Origin of the sequence: Stenotrophomonas sp. B1-1, from assembly GCF_010894375.1 — a bacterium.
Classification (GTDB): Bacteria; Pseudomonadota; Gammaproteobacteria; order Xanthomonadales; family Xanthomonadaceae; genus Stenotrophomonas.
Genome location: NZ_JAAIUZ010000023.1, coordinates 80,927 through 99,689 on the forward strand (window position 1 = coordinate 80,927; position 18,763 = coordinate 99,689).

Consider the following 18,763-nt stretch of genomic DNA (forward strand, 5'->3'; position numbering starts at 1 on the left):
CCGGTGCACTTGATGCGCTGCGGCTTGCACGATGACACCGGTTTACCATATACACCTCCTGCAGACGCTGTCGATGGGCAGTGCAACAAACACAGGGAGACCGTTCTTGAGCAACGAACACGGCACACACGGGCAGACGCCGCCGCCGGACGATGCGGCCGCGATCGCCCACGCCTTCACCACGGCGCGCCGCGCCGGGCAGGCCCTGCCCGCATTCCCGGGCAATATCCCCGCCGACCTGGTCAGTGCCTACCAGCTACAGGACCTGGCCATTGCCGCCTGGGATGACCAGGTGGTGGGCTGGAAAGTGGGCTACATCGCCGCCGAGCGCCGCGATGGGTCCGGGGACGAGCGCCTGCTGGGCCCGGTTTTTTCCCGTCAGCTGAAAAATGCTACCGGTGGAACAACGGACATCCCGATCTTCGTCGGCGGCTTCGCTGCAGTCGAAGCCGAGTACGTGCTGGAGCTGTTGGAGGACGCTCCGGCCGGACAGGTGCAGTGGACCCCCGAGCAGGCCGAAGCCCTGCCCGCCCGCCTGTACATCGGCGTGGAAGTGGCCAGCAGCCCGCTGGCCACCATCAACGAACTGGGCCCGCGCGTGGTGGTATCCGACTTCGGCAACAACAACGGCCTGGTGCTGGGACCGGAGATCGTGGACTGGACCACGCGCGATGAAACCGCACTGCGCGCCGAAACCTTGATCGAAGGCGAAGTGGTCGGCACCGGTGGTGCCACCCGCCTGCCGGGCGGGCTGCGCGCGGCCTACGCGTTCGCGCTGTCCCGTTCGGCGCTGCGTGGCCGCCCGCTGCGCAAGGGCGACCTGATCGCCACCGGCAACGCGACCGGCATCCATGACATCACCGCCGGGCAGACCGCGCTGGTGCGTTTCGCCGGCTTCGGCGACATTGCCTGCAGGGCCGTGCCGGCCGGGTAACCGCCAGCACGCCCCAGTGAACACGCGCGGGAGGGCGCAGATGATCACACGACGTAATTTCCTGGCCGGTGGCGCTGCTGCCCTGGCCACGCCGATGCTCGCCGCCTGCAGCCGCGGGCCGGCCGGCAGCGTGGACGGCGGCGGCCTGTTGACCGCCACCGACGTGCACGTGGCCGACTACCCCACCGTGACCGCGGTGAAGTGGATCGGTGAGACCCTGCAGCGCGAAACCAACGGCCGCCTGCGCCTGCGCCAATACCACTCGGGCCAGCTCGGCCGCGAATCGGAAGCGATCGACATGGCCCGCTTCGGCGCCATCGACATCACCCGCGTGTATGCCGGTGCGCTGAACAACGCGTTTCCGCTGACCCAGGCGCTGTGCCTGCCTTACGTGTTCAAGTCGGTGGCGCACCAGCGTGCCGCGCTGGACGATGGCGTGGCCGAGGCGGTGCTGCGTGGTTTCGAGAGCCGCGACCTGGTCGGTCTGGCGATCTACGATTCCGGCGCGCGCTGCTTCTACAACACCAAGCACCCGATCGTGGCACCGAAGGACCTGCACGGCCTGAAGCTTCGCGTGGCCTCGTCGGACATCTTCATCCAGCTGATGCGCCTGCTCGGCGCGAACCCCACGCCGATGTCGCTGGGCGACACCTTCTCGGGCATGGAAACGCACATGATCGACGGTGCCGAGAACAACATGCGCAGCTTCCATTCCAGCCGCCACTTCGAGGCCGCGCACTACTGGTCGCAGAGCGATCACTCGTATGCGCCGGACGTGCTGCTGATGTCGCGGGCCAGTTTCGAGCGGCTGCAGCCCGATGACCGGCAACTGCTGCTGCACACCGCACGCGCTTCGGTGGCGGTGATGCGCGAGCAGTGGGATGCCTCTGAAAGCGCCGCACGCCGCGCCGTGCTCGATTACGGCGTGAAAGCCAACGAAGTGGACATGCCGGCCTTCCGCGCGGCCGCACAGCCACTGCTGAAGCACTACCTGCAACAGCCGGATATCGCCGCGCTGGTTGATCGCATCCGCGCTGCCTGAGGACCCTGCCATGACCGAGACGACGACGCCCGCCGCCGGGCCTGGACAGCGCCTTCTGGACCGCATTGCCGACATCGCCATCTACTGCGCCGTGGCCGCCCTGCTGGGGCTGGTGGTGGTGCAGGGCTGGCAGGTGTTCGCCCGCTACGTGATCAACGATTCGCCCAGCTGGACCGAACCGGTCACCCTGCTGCTGCTGGCCACCGCGATGAGCCTGGGTGCTGCCTGCGGGGTGCATACCAACCGCCATTTCGGCTTCTTCCTGCTGCACGCGTACATGGGCGCCGGCCTGCGCCGCGCCGTCGATGTGCTGATCCAGCTGGTGGTGGCGGTACTGGGCGGCTTCATCGCGTTCTGGTCGACCGACCTGCTGCTGGACGGCCTGGACATCAAGGCGGCCGGCGCCAACCTGCCGCAGAGCATCAACTACCTGCCGCTGGCACTCGGCGGCGCTCTCATGTTGCTGTTCGCGCTGAACCGTGCGTGGAAGGCACTGCACCAGACGGCGGCCGATACCGGCGCCGATGACGCTGAAGGAGATCGTTGATCCATGGGTATCACCATTCTGTTCTCCGTGTTCGCCGTGCTGCTGCTGTTGGGCGTGCCGGTGGCCTACGCGCTGGCGGCCGCGGCGCTGGCTACGCTGCTGTACCTGGATATTCCGACCATCGTGCTGGTACAGCAGATCTCGGCGGGTACCGGCTCGGCGTCGCTGATCGCCATCCCGCTGTTCATCTTCGCCGGTGAAATCATGATGCGCGGCGGCATCTCCGAACGCCTGATCGCACTGGCCTCGTCGCTGGTCGGCCGCATGCGCGGTGGCCTGGGCCAGGTCTCGATCCTGTCCTCGCTGTTCTTCGGCGGCGTGTCCGGCTCGGCCATCGCCGACGTCTCGGCCGTCGGCGGCACCATGATTCCGCAGATGGTCAAGCGCGGCTACGACCGCGACTTCGCGGTGAACGTCAGCATCACTGCCGCGTTGGTAGCGCTGCTGGTGCCGCCGTCGCACAACCTGATCCTGTTCTCGGCCGCGGCGGGCGGCGGGTTGTCCATTGCCGATCTGTTCGCCGCCGGCATCGTTCCCGCGCTGCTGATGACCCTGGCGCTGATGCTGACCGGCTACGCGGTGGCACGCCGCCGTGGCTATGGCGTGGAAGCTTTCCCCGGCTGGCGCGCGGTGCTGCTGCGCATCGTCTCCGCCCTGCCCGGCCTGGGCCTGGTGGCACTGATCTTCGTCGGTATCCGCGCGGGCATCTTCACTGCAGTGGAAAGCGCGGCCATTGCCGTGGTCTACGCCCTGCTGGTGACCACGGTGCTGTACCGGCAGCTGCGCTGGCGCGAGTTCTTCGACACGGTGATCCACGCCGCGCGCAGCACCGGCGTGATCCTGTTCGTGATCGCCACCGCCGCCGTGTTCGGCTGGCTGCTGGCCTACCTGCAGGTGCCGACTGCGGCCGTGGACTTCCTGCAGTCGTTCGCGCACAGCCAGTTCATGGTGCTGCTGATGATCGTGGTGATGCTGCTGCTGCTGGGTACCTTCATGGACCTGGCGCCGATGATCCTGATCTGCACGCCAATCTTCCTGCCGGTGGCCAAGGCCTATGGCATCGACCCGATCCACTTCGGCCTGGTGCTGGTGCTGACCGGTGGCCTTGGCCTGGTGACCCCGCCTGTGGGCTCGGTGCTGTTCATTGGTACCTCCATCGGCAAGATCACGGTGGGCCAGAGCATGCGCACCATCTGGCCGTTCTGGTTCGCTGCGTTGGCGGTGCTGCTGATCGTCACCTTCTTCCCGCAGCTGTCGCTGTGGCTGCCGGCCGCGTTGCGCGCATGATGCGCGGGCGCACGCTGCCATTGCTGCTGTGCCTGGGCGTGGCGGCCGCCGCCGCCCAGGCCGGGCCGCCGCCGGCATCGCCGGCATCACAGGCAATTCCGGTGGGCAGCTTCAACGATGGGGTGAACCACTGGCGCAGCGGCCATGCAGAGGATTACGCGCGGCTGCAGCCGCAGCAGTACCGGCAGATTGCCGACAACCTGCTGCTTCTGCAGCGCCGCTCCGGCGGCTGGCCGGTGAACCAGGACCCGCTACGGGTGCTGGATGCCGCGGCCCGCGAGGCCGCACGCAAGGCGCAGGACGAACCGGGCGGCAGCTTCGACAACCGCACCACCTATACCCAGGTGGATTACCTGGCCGAAGCCTTCGCCCGCAGCGGTGACAGCCGCTATCGCGATGCAGCGCTGCGCGGCCTGGACTTCATCCTCGACCAGCAGATCGCCAGTTGCGGCGGCTGGCCGCACTCGGTGCCGGCGCGTACCGATTACCACGACCGCATCACCTTCGCCGACGATGTGACCAGTGGCGTGCTGACCACGCTGCGGCAGGTGCAGACGGCGCAGCGATTCGCCTTCGTCGATGCCGCGCGGCGTGCACGGGTGGCCAGCGCCGTGCAGCGTGGGGATGCCTGCCTGCTGCAGTTGCAGGTGCGCCAGCAGGGCCGGCCCACGATCTGGGCGGGCCAATACGATGCCGCCACGCTGCAGCCCGCACCGGGGCGGAAGTTCGAACTGGCCGCACTGGTCACCGACGAAAGCGTGGGCGTGGTGCGCTACCTGATGTCCATTCCCGCTCCGTCGCCGCAGACGGTGCAGGCCATCGACGGCGCACTGGCCTGGTTCCAGGCCAATGCCCTGCACGGGCTGCGCCTGCAGACCGTGGATGCCCCGGCCGAACAGTTCGCCCACCACCGCAGCACGCAGGACCGGCAATTGCTGGCCGACCCCGGCGCGCCGCTGCTGTGGGGCCGCTTCCACGACCTGGCCGACAACACGGTAGTGCTGGCCGACCGCCAGGGCCAGCGCCTTCAGACCTATGCGCAGGTGGGCCGCGAACGCCGCACCGGCTACCACTGGTACGGCACCTGGCCGCAGGCCCTGCTTGACCGCGACGCGCCGGCCTGGCGCGCGCGTACCGGGCACCGCGCCCCCTGAACCCGCATCCGCACCACGGAGGAACCCGATGCTGTCCAGCACCGCTCTGAAATCCCTGTTGGCCGCCACCCTGCTGCTGGCTGCGCCTGTGCTGGCGCAGGCCCAGCCAGCGTCCACGGCGTGGAAGCGCGGCATCGAGAACCAGCGCCAGGCCGACCTGGGCGACGGCACCTTCCTGAACCCGGTGTTCGCCGGCGACCGCCCCGACCCGTCGGTGCTGAAGGACGGCCAGGACTACTACCTCACCCTGTCCTCGTTCGATGCCTACCCCGGCCTGCCGATCTGGCACTCGCGCGACCTGGTGAACTGGCAGCCGCTGGGCCACGCGATCACCCGCAACGTGGGCGCGATCTGGGCACCGGACATCGTCAAGCACCAGGGCCGCTACTACATCTACTTCCCGGCCCGTACCGGCGAACACCGCAGCAACTTCGTGGTCTGGGCCGACAGCATCAAGGGCCCGTGGAGCGATCCGATCGACATCGGCCTGGGCGGCTACATCGATCCCGGCCATGCCGTGGGCGAAGACGGCAAGCGCTACCTGTTCCTGAGCGGCGGCGACTACGTGCAGCTGGCCGACGACGGCCTGAGCGTGGTAGGCACGCCGAAGCACGTCTACGACGGCTGGAAATACCCGGAAAGCTGGGACGTGGAGGCCTATGCGCAGGAAGGCCCGAAGATCCACTTCCGCGACGGCTGGTACTACATGACCACCGCCGTGGGCGGCACCGCCGGGCCGCCCACCGGGCACATGGTGATCACCGCCCGCTCGCGCTCGATCCATGGGCCGTGGGTGAACGCACCGAACAACCCGATCATGCGCACGCAGTCGGCCGCCGAACCCTGGTGGTCGCGCGGCCATGCCACGGTGATTGAAGGCACCGACGGGCGCTGGTGGATGATGTACCACGGCTACGAGAACGGCTATTGGACGCTGGGCCGGCAGGCCCTGCTGGAGCCGATCGAGTGGACCGACGATGGCTGGTTCGTGGCCAAGGGCGGCGACCTGGGCCAGCCGCTGCGCAAGCCTTCGGGGGAATCGGTGGGTCGCCACGGCATGGCCCTGTCCGATGATTTCCGCGGCACGGCGCTCGGCCCGCAGTGGTCGTTCTTCAACCCGGCCCAGGACGAGTACCGGCGGCTGGGCTTCAGCGGCCAGGGCCTGGTGCTGCAGGGCAAGGGCCAGACCCCGCGCGACAGCTCGCCGCTGACCGCCATCGCCGGCGACAAGGCCTACCAGTTCGAGGTGGAGATGGACATCGCCCCGGGTGCGGTGGGCGGCGCCCTGCTGTTCTACAGCGACCGCCTGTACGTGGGCGTGGGCAGCAACGGCGAGAAGTTCATCATGCACCGCTACGGCGAGGAACGCCCCACCCGCTTGGCGCCCAGCGCAAAGGGCGGCAAGCTGTGGCTGCGGGTGACCAACAACCGCCACATCGTCACCATCCACTCCAGCACCGATGGCCAGCGCTGGCAGAAGTACCCGGTTCAGATGGAAGTGTCCGGTTACCATCACAATGTGGCGGGCAAGTTCCTGGCACTGAAACCGGCCCTGTATGCGGCCGGCGACGGTGCGGTAACCTTCCGCAGCTTCCGCTATCGCGCGCTGGACTGAGCGCGCGCTGGAATCCCCAGACTTACCGGGTTCACTACATGTCAGTGCGCAACAAGAACGATGCCGCCACGCCGGCATTGGCGAAGGGCAAGGCCGCCACGATCAACGACATCGCGCGACTGTCGGGAGTATCGAAGAAAACGGTTTCACGGATCATCAACAACTCGCCGCTGGTGCGCAAGGACACGCGTGACAAGGTCGAGGCGCTGATGCGCGAGGTCGGCTACACGCCCGATCCGCTGGCCCGTGGCCTGGCCTTCCGCCGCTCCTTCCTGATCGGCATGGTCTACGACAACCCCACCGCGCAGTACATCGTGGACATGCAGTACGGCGCGCTGGACGCGCTGCGCGGCTCCAGCTTCGAACTGGTGGTGCACCCCTGCGACAGCCGCAGCCCGGGCTACATCGATGGCGTGCGCCGCTTCGTGCAGCAGCAGAAGCTGCACGGGGTGATCCTGGTGCCGCGTGCGTCCGAGGACCAGGCGCTGGCCGACATGCTGGATGAGATCGGTTGCCGCTTCACCCGCGTGGCCGCGCTGCCGCTGGATGACAGTTCGCAGATGGTGGTGACCCACGACCGCGACGGCGCCGCCGAAGCGGCGGACTACCTGCTGTCGCTGGGCCACCGCGAGATTGCCCTGGTGACCGGCCCCAGCGCCTACCGCTCGGCCCATGAACGCACCGCTGGCTTCATCGACGCGCTGTCCCAGCGTGGCATCGAGCTGCCGAAGGACCGCATCATCGAGGCCGGCTACACCTTCGAATCGGGTGTGGCCGCGGCGGAGAAACTGCTGCTGGGCAAGCGCCGGCCCACCGCCATCTTCACCGGCAACGATGAAATGGCCGCCGGCATCTACAAGGTGGCGCTGCGGGCGGGCATCAACATTCCGCGCCAGCTGTCCATCGTCGGCTACGACGACAGCCCACTGGCCTCGCGGCTGTGGCCGTCGCTGACCTCGGTGCGCCGGCATACCCGCGACACCGGGCGCACCGCCGCGGCCATGCTGATCCAGCCCGAAGGCCAGGCCGCGCTGCAGATTGCCAGCGTGCGCCCGCACCTGATCGTCCGCGACTCCTGCCAACCGCCCGAGGACTGATGCCGAAGGCATCAGTCCGGTAGGTCGCAAGCTTGCTTGCGACACATCACCCTATCGTGCGACGCAAAATGACACCGGTTACCAGCGTCGCTAGAATCGATCACGAACCGCGCCGGGGCCGAACCCTTCGGCCCGCCCCCTGCTCTGGAGAAGCCATGTACTGCAAGACCCACTACGCCACCCATCCCGACGCCATCAAGGGCGCCAGCAACGACCAGCTGCGCGAGCTGTACCTGCTCGACGGCCTGTTCAACGCCGGCCAGATCACCCTGAAGTACACCCACTACGAGCGCTTCGTGCTGGGCGGTGCCGCCCCGGTGGATGCCCCGCTGGCGCTGCCGGCGCAGACCGAACCGGCCTCGGCCGCCGGCCACCCGTTCCTGGAGCGCCGCGAACTGGGCGTGATCAACGTGGGCAGCGGCACCGGCACGGTGACCGTCGATGGCACCGTGTACACGCTGGGCCCGAAGGATGGCCTGTACGTGGCCATGGGCAGCAATGACGTGGTGTTCGCCTCGCAGGACGCCGCCAACCCCGCGCAGTTCTACCTGGCCTCGACCCCGGCCCACGCCCGTTTTGAAACCAAGCAGCTGTCGATCAAGGACGCGGTGGCGCTGGACCGCGGCGCGCTGGAAACCAGCAACGAACGCACCATCTACCAGTACATCGTGCCGGCCACCTGCCAGTCCTCGCAGCTGCTGCTGGGCCTGACCGTGCTGAAGCCGGGCAGTGTCTGGAACACCATGCCGCCGCACCTGCACGACCGCCGCAGCGAAGTCTATTTCTACTTCGATCTGGGCCAGAACGACCGCGTGTACCACTTCATGGGCGAACCGGACGCGCAGCGCCACATCGTCATGCAGAACAACGAAGCGGTGGTATCGCCGCCGTGGTCGATCCACATGGGTGCCGGCACCAGCAACTACGCCTTCATCTGGGCGATGGGTGGCGAAAACCTGGATTACACCGACATGCACGTGCTGGACATCTGCCAGCTCAAGTAAGCCCTGCCCTGCCACCGCGCACCCGGTGCCGGTGGCCTTCGGCCTGCATCACGCAGGCCCCTACCAAGGAACGCACACGCAATGGCTAATCCCTTCAGCCTGGAAGGCAAGGTCGCTCTGGTCACCGGTGGCAACACCGGCCTGGGCCAGGGCATCGCAGTGGCGCTGGCCGCCGCTGGCGCCGACGTCGCCGTGGCCGGCATCGCCCCGCCCACCGAGACCATCGAGAAGATCACCGCGCTGGGTCGCCGCTGCCTGGCCATCGAAGCCAACCTGATCAGCATCGAGCCGGTGGAACGCGTGGTGCGCGAAACCATCGAAGGCCTGGGTGGCCTGGATATCCTGGTCAACAACGCCGGGCTGATCCGCCGCGCCGATGCCGTGGACTTCAGCGAGCAGGACTGGGACGACGTGATGAACGTCAACATCAAGTCTGCGTTCTTCATCTCGCAGGCGGCCGGTCGCCACTTCATCGAACAGGGCCGCGGCAAGATCATCAACATCGCCTCCATGCTGTCCTTCCAGGGCGGTATCCGCGTGCCGTCGTACACCGCCAGCAAGAGCGGCATCGCCGGCATCACCCGCCTGCTGGCCAACGAGTGGGCAGGCAAGGGCGTGAACATCAACGCCATCGCGCCGGGCTACATGGCCACCGACAACACCGCCCAGCTGCGTGCCGACGAAGCGCGCAACCAGTCGATCCTGGACCGCATTCCGGCCGGTCGCTGGGGCACGCCGGATGACCTGGCTGGTGCGGCGGTGTTCCTGGCGTCGTCGGCGTCGGACTACGTGAACGGCGCGGTGCTGCCGGTTGATGGCGGCTGGTTGGCGCGGTAACCCGGCAAGGCAACCAACGGTGGGTGCGGACCTTGGTCCGCGCCGCTTCCGCAACGCAGCCGGGCAGGGCTCGGCTCTACAGGAGTGCCGCGATGCGAAGGCTGTTGCTGCTGTTGTTGCTGTCATGCACCGCCGTGCAGGCGGCCCCCGTACGGGTGTTCATTGCCGGTGATTCCACCGCTGCCGAATACGGGCCCGAGCGCGCACCGCAGGCGGGCTGGGGCCAGGCGCTGCAGAGCTACCTGGACCCGGCGCGCTTCGAAGTACACAACCACGCCAAGGGCGGGCGCAGCACACGCAGCTTCATCGACGAAGGACGCCTGGACGCAATGGCTGCCGAGCTGCGGCGCGGCGATGTGCTGCTGATCCAGTTCGGCCACAACGATGCGAAGTTTGAAGACGCCAGCCGCTACACCGATCCGGACAGTGACTATCCGCGCCTGCTGATGCGCTACGTGCAGGTGGCGCGCGAGCGCGGCGCCACGCCGGTGCTGATCACCCCGGTGGCGCGCCTGCTGTACGACTTTGGATCGCTGCTGGACACGCATGGCCGCTATACGCAGTCGATGAAGGCCTTGGCCGCGCGCGAGCAGGTCGCGTTGATCGATCTGAACGACCGCAGCACGCGCTGGATCCGCGCGCTGGGCGAGCAGGGCGCACGCCCGTACTTCCTGTTCGTGCCCGAGCAGGGCAAGGCCGACGGAACGCACTTCAGCGTGGCCGGCGCCAATGCGGTGGCCTGTCTGGTGCTGCGCGAGGCGGTGCCCTTGCGTGCCGATCTGAAACCGGCGCTGCGGCGCGACATCGACTGCGATGTGATGGCGCCGGCGCAGGGCGGCGAAGCGCCGCGCGCCTCGCAGGTGGTGCACGAAGACGCGGTGAAGCGCACCCAGCCAGGCCCGCATGGCGGTGCCGGGCCGACCACCGCGTATCCGTTCTTCGCCGATGCAGCGGATCTGCCGTTCGTGCTGCGCAAGCGGGTACTGCACAAAGGCGCCGGCATCGGCCTGCATCCGCAGCACAAGGATGAGATCTATTACATCGTGAGCGGGCAGGGCAGTTACGTGCTGGATGGCAAGCAGCACGACGTGCGTGCCGGCCATGCGCTGCTGACACGCACCGGCAGTACGCACGCGCTGCAGCAGGTGGGCGACGAGGATCTGGTGGTGTTGCTGGCGTACCCGCGTTGAACCGTGATACCAACACCGCGTCAGTCGAGCAAGCTCGACTCTACAAGGGGGACGCCGCATCGTAGAGTCGAGCTTGCTCGACTGCTCTTCCATGTCAGTCGAGCAAGCTCGACTCTACCGGGGGCTGGGTCATCGTTGTTCAACTGGTTCCGCGCCGAAGTGCATCAACCCCAGCCGGGCCAGATCTTCCGGGCGCTCGAAATACGCTTCGTCGAAGGCATGCAGTGCCTCCTGCTCCTGCTCGGTCATCGCGCCGTACAGGTCGGTCAGCTGGGTGATCGCCGGGTCATCTTCCAGCCGGTCCAGCAGCCCGCGCATGCCGGCCAGGATCGCGTGGGTCTGCGCCGCACCCATCGCCTGCAATGCACGCAGCGCCAACTGGCAGGTGGGATCGCCCCAGTTGCACAGGAACTGCATGAAGCCGCCGTTGTTGATGTCCGCTTCCATGCGCCACAGCGCCACCAGCTGCTGGTCTTCATCGGACAGCGCATCCAGCTTCCATGCCGCCGCCTTCAGTCGCGCCAGCGCCGCCTCGTAGCGGTCGTCCCAGACCTGGTTGGGGATATCGACCACGCCGTGCTCGCGCGGCGGCAGCAACGCTGGCCAGTTCACCCCCAGGCCATTGGGCGTGGCAACCCAGTGCGCGCGCTGTTCGGGCGTGGCCTCGAACAGCGCAGGCGCCCAGCGCAGCGGCTGGCGGGTGCGGCGGCCATCGGCCAGGGTCAGCAGGATGAAGTCGTCGTTGAAGGCGACGTCGGATACGCGCAGCGAGGCAAATACGTCAGACATGCCGTGCAGGATAGCGGACGCCATGGGACGACCGTCATAACCTTCAAAAGCGGCAGAGGCTTTTGAAGGTTAGCCAGCAGCATTCGGGGTCAGCGCCCTTTCGTGCGAAAGGGATCTGACCCCAACGGCCAGAGGGTGGCCTCAGACGTCGCCGCCGTCTGCCCAGCCCTCACCGGTGCCCGCCTGGAACACGCGGTCGTCGGCCTGCACATCGCCGGCCGGCAGGTGGGCCTGGTCGGCCAGTGCGGCGTAGATCGGGGTGAAGTCGGGCGAGGTCGCCTGCATCAGCTGTTCGAAACTGTCGATGACGAAGTAGGTCTTCTGGAACGTGTCGATGCGGTAGCGGGTGCGCATGATCCGCTGCAGGTCGAAGCCGATCCGGTTGGGCGCGGCCGATTCCAGCGAGTACAGCGATTCGCCCTTGGACGACACGATGCCGGCGCCGTAGATGCGCAGGCCCTCGGGCGTGTCGATCAGGCCGAACTCCACTGTGTACCAGTACAGCCGGGTCAGGTTCTGCAGCGCGTCGGGGCCGATCGCGTGGGCCTTCACGCCACCCCGGCCGTAGGCTTCCATGTAGTCGGCGAACACCGGGTTCATCAGCAGCGGCACATGGCCGAACAGGTCGTGGAACAGGTCCGGCTCGGCGATGTAGTCGATCTGGTCCGGGCGGCGGATCCACCAGGTGACCGGGAAACGGCGGTTGGCCAGGTGGTCGAAGAAATCCAGTTCCGGCAGCAGGCCTTCCACGCCCACCAGGGTCCAGCCGGTGGCCGCGCCCAGCACTTCGTTCAACTGGTCGAAGCGCGGAATCATGTGCGCGCTCATGCCCATCTCGTCCTGCGCGTCCAGGAATTCCTGGCAGGCGCGGCCGACCAGCAGCTCGCGCTGGCGCTGGTACAGCGTGCTCCAGGTGGCGTGGTCGTCTGCGCTGTAGGTTTCCCACGGCTGCTCGACCAGCGCGGTGGTGTACACCGGCACGTAGCCCTTGTCGGTCTGCTGGGGTTCGACGCGGCGGGGCTGGGCGAGGTCCATGGGGCACTCCTTGATGGGATACCGGTGATGCTAGGGCAGGGCGCGCGCAACAGGGTTGCAAAAGTTGCGCCGAATGCGGCTTGTGGCGCAATATCATTGCGTACTCACCGTGTTGCGGGGCAGCAATGGCCGGAGAAGTCCAGTTCGATCGCACGGATATACGCCTGTTGGCCGAGATCCAGCGTGATGGTCGCGCCACCAACGCCGAGCTGGCGGCGCGGGTGAACCTGTCCCCGTCTGCCTGCCTGCGCCGCCTGCAGCGGCTGGAAAGCGAGGGCGTGATCGTGGGCTATGGCGCACGGCTGGAGCCACGCCAGCTGCGCCTTGGCCTGCAGGCCTTCGTGCGGGTGCAGCTGGAAAAGCACGACCAGGCCGCCATCGGCCATTTCGTGGACAGCGTGCAGGGCTGGGATGAAGTGGTGGCCTGCCATGCCCTGACCGGTGACATGGACTACCTGCTGCACGTCTACGTGCGCGACCTGGAACATTTCTCGCGCTTCCTGCTGGACAAGCTGCTGAACGCCGGCGGCGTGGCCGATGCCAATTCCAGCTTCGTGCTGCGCACGGTGAAGGGGTTCCAGGCCCTGCCGCTGTCGCAGCTGGAATGAACGGCCGCTGCGATTTGACGGCGCCGGGCGGGTAGCCGAGCATCACCGCCCTGCGCCCGCCGCAGCGTTCCTTTCCGGTAACAGGCATGTCCGATATCCAGCCCCCGGTGCTTGCCACCACCTTCCTGCCGCTGCAGCGCAAATCGCTGGCGCGCTTCATCGCCCACGGCACGCCGCCGCAGACCGCGCTGGAACAGGCCGGGCTGATGGCCGCGCAGCTGTGCCGCGCACGCCTGCACGCACCAGCGGAGATCGAGCGGCTGCTGCACGATGCCTGCACGCTGTTCGCCGCCGATGGTGCCGCCGCAGCCGCGCAGCTGGCGGGGCAGGGCGGCGGCGCGCAGCCGGAACTGGATGCCTGGCTGTCCGCACTGGCCGCGCACGGTGTGTTGCTGGCCCCGGCGGAGATCCTGCAGGACTTCATCGTGCAGTCGCCACGCGCCTATCCCGGCCTGGCCCTGCAGCAGGCCTGCCAGCAGACGCTGGCCGAGCATGCCATCCGCTTTCCTGCCACCTTCGCCAGCGATGTCGATGATGACGATGCTGCACAGGACGATGCCGCCGCCGAAGACGCGCGCGCGGTCGAACACCACGGCCTGTACACCAGCGAACAGGCGCGCGTGCTGCGTGCCATCGCGGCCAATCCCGATGAACTGATCGATCTGGACGGCTACGCCGGTACCGGCAAGGGCCATCTGGTGCTGGCACTGATGGATGCGCGCCCCGGCCGCTATACCTATGTAGCGCCGTCACGCGCGCAGGTGGAAGCATTCCGCAGCCGCGTGCCGGGCAGTACCGCAGCGCGCCTGCTGACCCAGATCGAATTCGCCAACCGCGTGGCCCAGCACGCCGCGCGCAGTGGCCTGAGCAACGGCTTCGTGGCCAGCTACCGGCGCAGTACGCGCACCCCGCGCGAGATTGCCGGGCGCATCGGCCTGCAGGGCATCGGCGCGCGTACGCCGGAACAGGTGCTGATGACGGCCTTCGAGGCGATCAACCGCTGGTGTGCCTCGGCGGCCCCGCGCATGGCCTTCCAGCATTTCGACCGCTCGGTGCCGGCGGCCATGCTCGACGGGGGGCCCTATCTGCAGGCGGCCGAATATGTCTGGCGCTGCATGTTCGACGCCGAGCTGCAGCGTGGCACGCTGTTGAGCCTGAGCCCGCTGCACATCGGCAAGTGGCTGGCCCTGCGCGGGGTGCGTCCACCGTTGGAGCTGGGCATGCTGCTGATCGACGAGGCACACGATCTCAGCCCATCGTGGAAGCAGCTGCTTGCCACCCACGCGCCGGGCGTGGTCAGCCTGGGCGACCCGCACCAGTGCCTGACCGGCACCGTGCCGCGCTGGGCTGCATCGAAGGTGCTGGAAATGCACCAGTCGGTGCGGCAGGGCAACCAGGTGGACGACCTGGTGAACCAGACCCTGGCGCTGGACGGGCTGGGCCAGGACAGCGGGCCCTTCGTTGGCGCCACCGACCGCGCCACCGGCGTGCTGCAGTACCGCGACTGGACGCAGGTGCCGATCGCCGGCCTGCGCATCCACGGCAGCGCGGCGCCTCTGGCCCAGGATGCGGCCCAGCTGCAGCTGCGTGGTCTCAGCCCCTACCTGCACCCGGCGTCACTGCGCGCGCTGCGCAGCCAACTGCAGCGCCCGCTGGACGCCTGGCGTCGGCGCGGCGACAACGGCTCCAGCCAGGAGTGGCAGCGCGTGCTGGCGGCCCTGGCCGACGACGGGCAGGGCGCACTGGTGGAACTGCTGGCATCCAACGAACAGGTGCAGGCGCTGCTGCAGGTGCTGGATGCGCAGGAAGCGGCCAGTGATGGCGGCGTGGTGCTGTGCCTGGCCGAACATGCGAAGAACCTGCAGTTCGACGTGGTTGCACTGTCGCCCAGCTGCTTCAGTGCAGGGCAGGGTAGTCGTATCTGGCACAACCCGGTGCGCGCGGCCTATCTGGCCATGACCCGTGCGCGGCGCCAGCTGCATGTGCCTGCCGATGGCATGGAACACCTGCAGCACACGGCCGCTCTGCAGGAACAGGCCCGGCAGGCACGCAAGCGCGAGCGGCAGCACGCCAGCGGCTACCGGCCCATGCGCTGATTCCTGCGCGGATGGGCCACCGGGACGGTGGTTCGCGCCGTGACCGGGGCCGCACAACCGGGCGATGACCACGCCGCACCTTCATGGCGCGACGTATGCTGGGCCGTGTCTTACCGCAAGGATTGCAATGCATCTGCTGAAGTTGCCCGTGGCTGGCCTGTTGATCACGCTCTTGCTGGGTGCGTGCGCGCAGGCTGAGACGCCGCGCAAACCGCCGCGGCTCCTGACGAACGATCAGGGGTGCTCGATCACAATCGACAACCAGCCGATCAATCCCTACCAGGTTCCGTCACCCGTCGAGCGGGCCTGCGTGGGGCCCTATCAGCTGGAGTTGCCGCAGAATTACTTCAGCACACAGATGGGGCCTGAGCACGATGGCAGCTTCTCACTGGCGCTGGAGTACCCGTCGCTGCAGCCCTTCAAGCCCGGCGAGCGGATGAACCTCACGGTCGATGTATCCATCCGCACGGTAAGGCTCAGTTACATGTACATCGGCCAGGCAGACGTCTGGGACGTGATGCAGCGCAGATACACCCCCCGGCCAGGCCGGATCGATGACCCGGCTGCATCACTGGAAGGGCGCGTCCAGGGTGACGCGCTCCATGGCTTGGTTCCCTACTACATAGACATGGACAACGTGCGTGCTTACCACCGCGCGAGAGGATTGCCCGAAACAGCACCGGTCATGAAACCGGACTATCACTACGACTGGTACGTATCGCGCGACGACGCGGGGCGCGTCGACCAGCTGGTTCGCTGCACGCCGCGCGAGATCACCGAGTCGGGCGTGGAGTACCGTGATGGAAAGATGGTGAAGAAGCGCGTTATTGGATTCGCCGAATGCCAGCAGACGTTCGTCATCGAGGAACTGAACACCATCGTTGACATCAAGTATCCCCGCGAGGGGCTGCCGCAATGGAAGCAGATCGCAACGCGCGCGCGCGCGTTGCTGATTGACAACATTACGAAGGAGCGCAAGTGAATACTGGAAAGGACGGACTGAGCAGGCAGGACCTCGATATTCTTGAGGCTTACGCAGAGGCGGGCAACCGCGAGTTGTATTTCAATTACCTCGCGCAGAAGCAGGGCAATGATGGCTACGGCCTGCTGGCACTCGGTGTCGTGCGCAACGACAACAACCCCGGTGCCACGGCGAACAGCTTCGCGGACCGGCAGGCGCGCGCCGATGGCGCTCATTTCAATGAAGGTCAGTGGCAGGAGTTCGGCGTTGAGCTGATCCAGCGCGACTTCGCGCTGCGCGCAGCACAGTTTGAAGCGGGCAGGTCGGATCTTGCGTTGAACCTCCCAGTCGATGACATCCAGCAAGCGCATGATGACGCATTCAACGCACGCGGCATTGATCCTTCCGCTTGGACCCCCTACACGCTGTTGGTGGCCGCGCGCGCCCATGGTGGTCGTGCAGAAGCCGAAGCCGTCTGGACCATGCTGCTGGACAACAACAACCGCGGCCTGGATCGCGCGGCCGAGACAACGAACCTGGTGCTCGGCAAGTACCGGAACCTGATCGACGATCCGGCCGGCTATCTGAAGAACATGGCCGAGGCACGTGGACCGCATGGCCTGCAGCCGGTGTCCAATCTTGACCCGGATAGGATTGCCTACCACGGTGCGACGTATGTGCACGACGATGCCAAGGGACAGTGGCGCCGCGAAGTCTCGGTGCCGGTGAATGCCCCGGTGCTGCCGCTGCCCATCGGTTCGGTGCCCGTGGGCAGCGTGCGCGAGACCGATCCGGCCACGCTGCGGTATCTGGACGATGCACGCGACGTGCGCCAGTTGCGCGAGACGCTGCGCGGGCAGTTCCATGCGGACGATGAGAACAAGGACCGGCCGATCATGGCCAGCCCGTTCGTGCTGAGTGATGCCACCCCGCTGCAGATGCAGCCGGAACGGCAGAGTGCCGGCATCGATCCGCGCGAGCCCGGGCATGCACGCCACGCGCTCTACCAGCAGTGCGCGGCGGGCGTGCGCGATCTCGAGGCGGGGCTGGGCAAGCCGTGGGATGCGCAGAGCGAGTGCGTCAGCGCCAGCCTCACCACGCTGGCGGCCGGTGCCGACCTGCAGCGGGTGGACCACGTGCTGATGGGGCGCGGGGCGGCGGCCGGGCAGGAAGGGCCGAACCTGTTCGTGGTGCAGGGCGACCCGGCCGACCCGGCGCATCTGCGCGCGCAGATGCCGGTCGCACAGGCGCTGGCGACTTCGGTGGAGCAGACCTTCCAGCAGTTAGCGGTGAACGATCAGCGGCAGGCGCAGGAACAGGCGCTGCAGCGTGAGCAGGATCAGCAGCTGCAGCAGGCCCGCAGCGCGCCGGTCATGGCCTGACCGGCCCCGGCGCATCTGCGTAGGCGGTGGGCGCGGCCTGCGGGCCACGCCTGCCGATCGTCTCAGCTCAGCACTTTTCCTTGCGGCCCATCAGCTTGCCCAGGCGCGACGGTTCTTCGCACTTGGGTGCCACGACCGGGGTCGGTGCCAGCGCCGCGCCGCGTGCCTTCTGCATCTGCTGCAGCTTGGCGCGGATCTGCGGCATGGCCGCCATGGCCGCCTTCTCACCTTCCAGAATGGCGGTGCCGCGCTGGCTGAAATCGGCCGCGCCGATATCCAGCACCTTCGGTCGGATCACGATGTCGGCGCGGGCCAGTTCCTGCTCGCCCAGGCGCTGGCCCATGATCGCGATCGACTGGTTGACGATGCCCAGCATGCCGGTCGGCGCCTTGCCGCTGGCCTTGCTGGAAATATCCACGGCGATCACGAACTCGGCGCCGAGCTGGCGCGCGGCGTCCACCGGTACCGGGCTGACCACGCCGCCGTCGATGTAGTTGCGGCCGCCGATCTTCACCGGCTCGAACACGCCGGGAATGCTGCTGGACGCGCGTACCGCCTGGCCGACATTGCCGCGCACGAAGATCGAACGCTCGCCGGTTTCCAGCTGGGTGGCGACGGCGGCGAAGGGCTTCTTCAGCTTCTCGGCGGGGCGGTTGGCCACCTGTTCGTTGACGTAGTCCTGCAGCTTCTGGCCCTGCACCAGGCCGCCGGAGAACAGGCGCACGTCGCGGATGCTGGCTTCGTCCAGCGCCACCGCCTTGCTCTGCATCTGGAAGGCGTCCATGCCGCTGGCATACAACGCACCGACCACGCTGCCGGCGCTGGTGCCGGACACCACCACCGGTTCGAAGCCGTTGGCTTCCAGCATCTTGATCACGCCGATATGGGCAAAGCCCTTGGCCGCGCCGCCGCCCAGGGCGATGCCGATCTTCACCGGCTTGGCCTGCGGCACCACGGTCGGCGGCGGGGGCGGGGTGGGCCGCACCTCTTCGCCACCGCAACCGGCCAGCAGGCCGAGCAAGGCGACGGAGAGCAGCACGCGGGGGCGGAACACGGTCATCGGCAGCGGCGCACGGGGCGCGGGTTCAGGAAAGGGCGCCAGCATACCGAAGCTGCAATTTACGTGGGTAGCGCCGGGCGATGCCCGGCCGATGGTTCAGCTGGCGGTGCCGTTGCCGTCGCCGC

At 67.6% G+C, this 18,763-nt stretch carries 17 protein-coding genes; 14 read left to right on the forward strand and 3 right to left on the reverse strand.

Annotation, left to right across the window (positions count from 1 at the left end; genetic code table 11):
* The first annotated feature begins 106 nt into the window (after nt 1–106).
* The 10 genes from G4G00_RS16835 (at nt 107) to G4G00_RS16880 (ending at nt 10,707) form a co-directional block, all read left to right on the forward strand.
* The gene (locus G4G00_RS16835; RefSeq protein WP_108751708.1) at nt 107–934 is read left to right on the forward strand and encodes a 2-keto-4-pentenoate hydratase; all 828 of its coding nucleotides are present in this window, start codon (nt 107–109) and stop codon (nt 932–934) included.
* 40 nt (nt 935–974) lie between these two features.
* Nucleotides 975–1,976: a TRAP transporter substrate-binding protein gene (locus G4G00_RS16840; RefSeq protein WP_164275170.1), complete on the forward strand. Its 1,002-nt coding sequence runs from the start codon at nt 975–977 to the stop codon at nt 1,974–1,976.
* Nucleotides 1,977–1,986: 10 nt separating this feature from the next.
* Nucleotides 1,987–2,523 (forward strand): TRAP transporter small permease, encoded by a 537-nt coding sequence (locus tag G4G00_RS16845; protein ID WP_108751710.1) that lies wholly within the window; start codon nt 1,987–1,989, stop codon nt 2,521–2,523.
* Nucleotides 2,524–2,526: 3 nt separating this feature from the next.
* On the forward strand, nt 2,527–3,810 hold the full coding sequence (locus G4G00_RS16850) for a TRAP transporter large permease (RefSeq protein ID WP_108747944.1): 1,284 nt from the start codon (nt 2,527–2,529) through the stop codon (nt 3,808–3,810).
* Nucleotides 3,783–4,964, forward strand: coding sequence for a pectate lyase (gene pelA, locus G4G00_RS16855; protein ID WP_240336175.1), 1,182 nt, complete (start codon nt 3,783–3,785; stop codon nt 4,962–4,964). Before G4G00_RS16850 ends, pelA begins: the two co-directional genes overlap by 28 nt.
* A 28-nt stretch (nt 4,965–4,992) precedes the next feature.
* A complete protein-coding gene (locus G4G00_RS16860) occupies nt 4,993–6,579 on the forward strand; it encodes a family 43 glycosylhydrolase (RefSeq protein WP_164275173.1) in 1,587 nt (528 codons plus the stop codon).
* A gap of 38 nt (nt 6,580–6,617) precedes the next feature.
* Nucleotides 6,618–7,676 (forward strand): LacI family DNA-binding transcriptional regulator, encoded by a 1,059-nt coding sequence (locus tag G4G00_RS16865; RefSeq protein ID WP_108751712.1) that lies wholly within the window; start codon nt 6,618–6,620, stop codon nt 7,674–7,676.
* Nucleotides 7,677–7,831: 155 nt separating this feature from the next.
* Nucleotides 7,832–8,680 (forward strand): 5-dehydro-4-deoxy-D-glucuronate isomerase, encoded by an 849-nt coding sequence (kduI, locus tag G4G00_RS16870; RefSeq protein ID WP_164275176.1) that lies wholly within the window; start codon nt 7,832–7,834, stop codon nt 8,678–8,680.
* A gap of 81 nt (nt 8,681–8,761) precedes the next feature.
* Entirely contained in the window at nt 8,762–9,517 is a 756-nt protein-coding gene (gene kduD, locus G4G00_RS16875) for a 2-dehydro-3-deoxy-D-gluconate 5-dehydrogenase KduD (protein ID WP_108751714.1), read from the forward strand.
* Nucleotides 9,518–9,609: 92 nt separating this feature from the next.
* Entirely contained in the window at nt 9,610–10,707 is a 1,098-nt protein-coding gene (locus G4G00_RS16880) for a GDSL-type esterase/lipase family protein (protein WP_164275179.1), read from the forward strand.
* A 129-nt stretch (nt 10,708–10,836) separates the two neighbouring features.
* Here the strand turns inward: G4G00_RS16880 and G4G00_RS16885 are convergent, their stop codons facing one another.
* Together G4G00_RS16885 and phhA are read right to left on the reverse strand one after the other, a co-directional pair.
* Entirely contained in the window at nt 10,837–11,520 is a 684-nt protein-coding gene (locus tag G4G00_RS16885) for a DUF4375 domain-containing protein (RefSeq protein WP_240336176.1), read from the reverse strand.
* A 117-nt stretch (nt 11,521–11,637) separates the two neighbouring features.
* A complete protein-coding gene (gene phhA / locus G4G00_RS16890) occupies nt 11,638–12,531 on the reverse strand; it encodes a phenylalanine 4-monooxygenase (protein ID WP_164275182.1) in 894 nt (297 codons plus the stop codon).
* Nucleotides 12,532–12,656: 125 nt separating this feature from the next.
* On the opposite strand from phhA, the gene G4G00_RS16895 reads away from it, so the two are divergent.
* The 4 genes from G4G00_RS16895 (at nt 12,657) to G4G00_RS16910 (ending at nt 17,578) form a co-directional block, all read left to right on the forward strand.
* Nucleotides 12,657–13,139 (forward strand): Lrp/AsnC family transcriptional regulator, encoded by a 483-nt coding sequence (locus G4G00_RS16895; protein WP_108747953.1) that lies wholly within the window; start codon nt 12,657–12,659, stop codon nt 13,137–13,139.
* An 86-nt stretch (nt 13,140–13,225) separates the two neighbouring features.
* Nucleotides 13,226–15,235 (forward strand): hypothetical protein, encoded by a 2,010-nt coding sequence (locus tag G4G00_RS16900; RefSeq protein WP_164275185.1) that lies wholly within the window; start codon nt 13,226–13,228, stop codon nt 15,233–15,235.
* A gap of 127 nt (nt 15,236–15,362) precedes the next feature.
* Entirely contained in the window at nt 15,363–16,217 is an 855-nt protein-coding gene (locus G4G00_RS16905) for a hypothetical protein (protein WP_164275188.1), read from the forward strand.
* Nucleotides 16,214–17,578, forward strand: a complete 1,365-nt coding sequence (locus G4G00_RS16910; RefSeq protein WP_164275191.1) for an XVIPCD domain-containing protein — start codon at nt 16,214–16,216, stop codon at nt 17,576–17,578. Before G4G00_RS16905 ends, G4G00_RS16910 begins: the two co-directional genes overlap by 4 nt.
* Before the next feature lie 67 nt (nt 17,579–17,645).
* Here G4G00_RS16910 and G4G00_RS16915 read toward each other — a convergent pair whose 3' ends face one another.
* Complete coding sequence (locus G4G00_RS16915) at nt 17,646–18,638, reverse strand: patatin-like phospholipase family protein (RefSeq protein WP_108754679.1); 993 nt, start codon at nt 18,636–18,638, stop codon at nt 17,646–17,648.
* Between the last annotated feature and the right edge of the window lie 125 nt (nt 18,639–18,763).

Bases quoted from the DNA above. Each gene is read 5' to 3' on its own strand.
- G4G00_RS16865 (WP_108751712.1), top strand. From the start codon at position 6,618: ATGTCAGTGCGCAACAAGAACGATGCCGCCACGCCGGCATTGGCGAAG.
- phhA (WP_164275182.1), bottom strand. From the start codon at position 12,531: ATGGACCTCGCCCAGCCCCGCCGCGTCGAACCCCAGCAGACCGACAAG.
- G4G00_RS16880 (WP_164275179.1), top strand. From the start codon at position 9,610: ATGCGAAGGCTGTTGCTGCTGTTGTTGCTGTCATGCACCGCCGTGCAG.
- G4G00_RS16860 (WP_164275173.1), top strand. From the start codon at position 4,993: ATGCTGTCCAGCACCGCTCTGAAATCCCTGTTGGCCGCCACCCTGCTG.
- G4G00_RS16850 (WP_108747944.1), top strand. From the start codon at position 2,527: ATGGGTATCACCATTCTGTTCTCCGTGTTCGCCGTGCTGCTGCTGTTG.
- G4G00_RS16840 (WP_164275170.1), top strand. From the start codon at position 975: ATGATCACACGACGTAATTTCCTGGCCGGTGGCGCTGCTGCCCTGGCC.
- G4G00_RS16900 (WP_164275185.1), top strand. From the start codon at position 13,226: ATGTCCGATATCCAGCCCCCGGTGCTTGCCACCACCTTCCTGCCGCTG.
- G4G00_RS16915 (WP_108754679.1), bottom strand. From the start codon at position 18,638: ATGACCGTGTTCCGCCCCCGCGTGCTGCTCTCCGTCGCCTTGCTCGGC.
- G4G00_RS16905 (WP_164275188.1), top strand. From the start codon at position 15,363: ATGCATCTGCTGAAGTTGCCCGTGGCTGGCCTGTTGATCACGCTCTTG.
- G4G00_RS16885 (WP_240336176.1), bottom strand. From the start codon at position 11,520: ATGGCGTCCGCTATCCTGCACGGCATGTCTGACGTATTTGCCTCGCTG.
- G4G00_RS16895 (WP_108747953.1), top strand. From the start codon at position 12,657: ATGGCCGGAGAAGTCCAGTTCGATCGCACGGATATACGCCTGTTGGCC.
- kduD (WP_108751714.1), top strand. From the start codon at position 8,762: ATGGCTAATCCCTTCAGCCTGGAAGGCAAGGTCGCTCTGGTCACCGGT.
- G4G00_RS16845 (WP_108751710.1), top strand. From the start codon at position 1,987: ATGACCGAGACGACGACGCCCGCCGCCGGGCCTGGACAGCGCCTTCTG.
- kduI (WP_164275176.1), top strand. From the start codon at position 7,832: ATGTACTGCAAGACCCACTACGCCACCCATCCCGACGCCATCAAGGGC.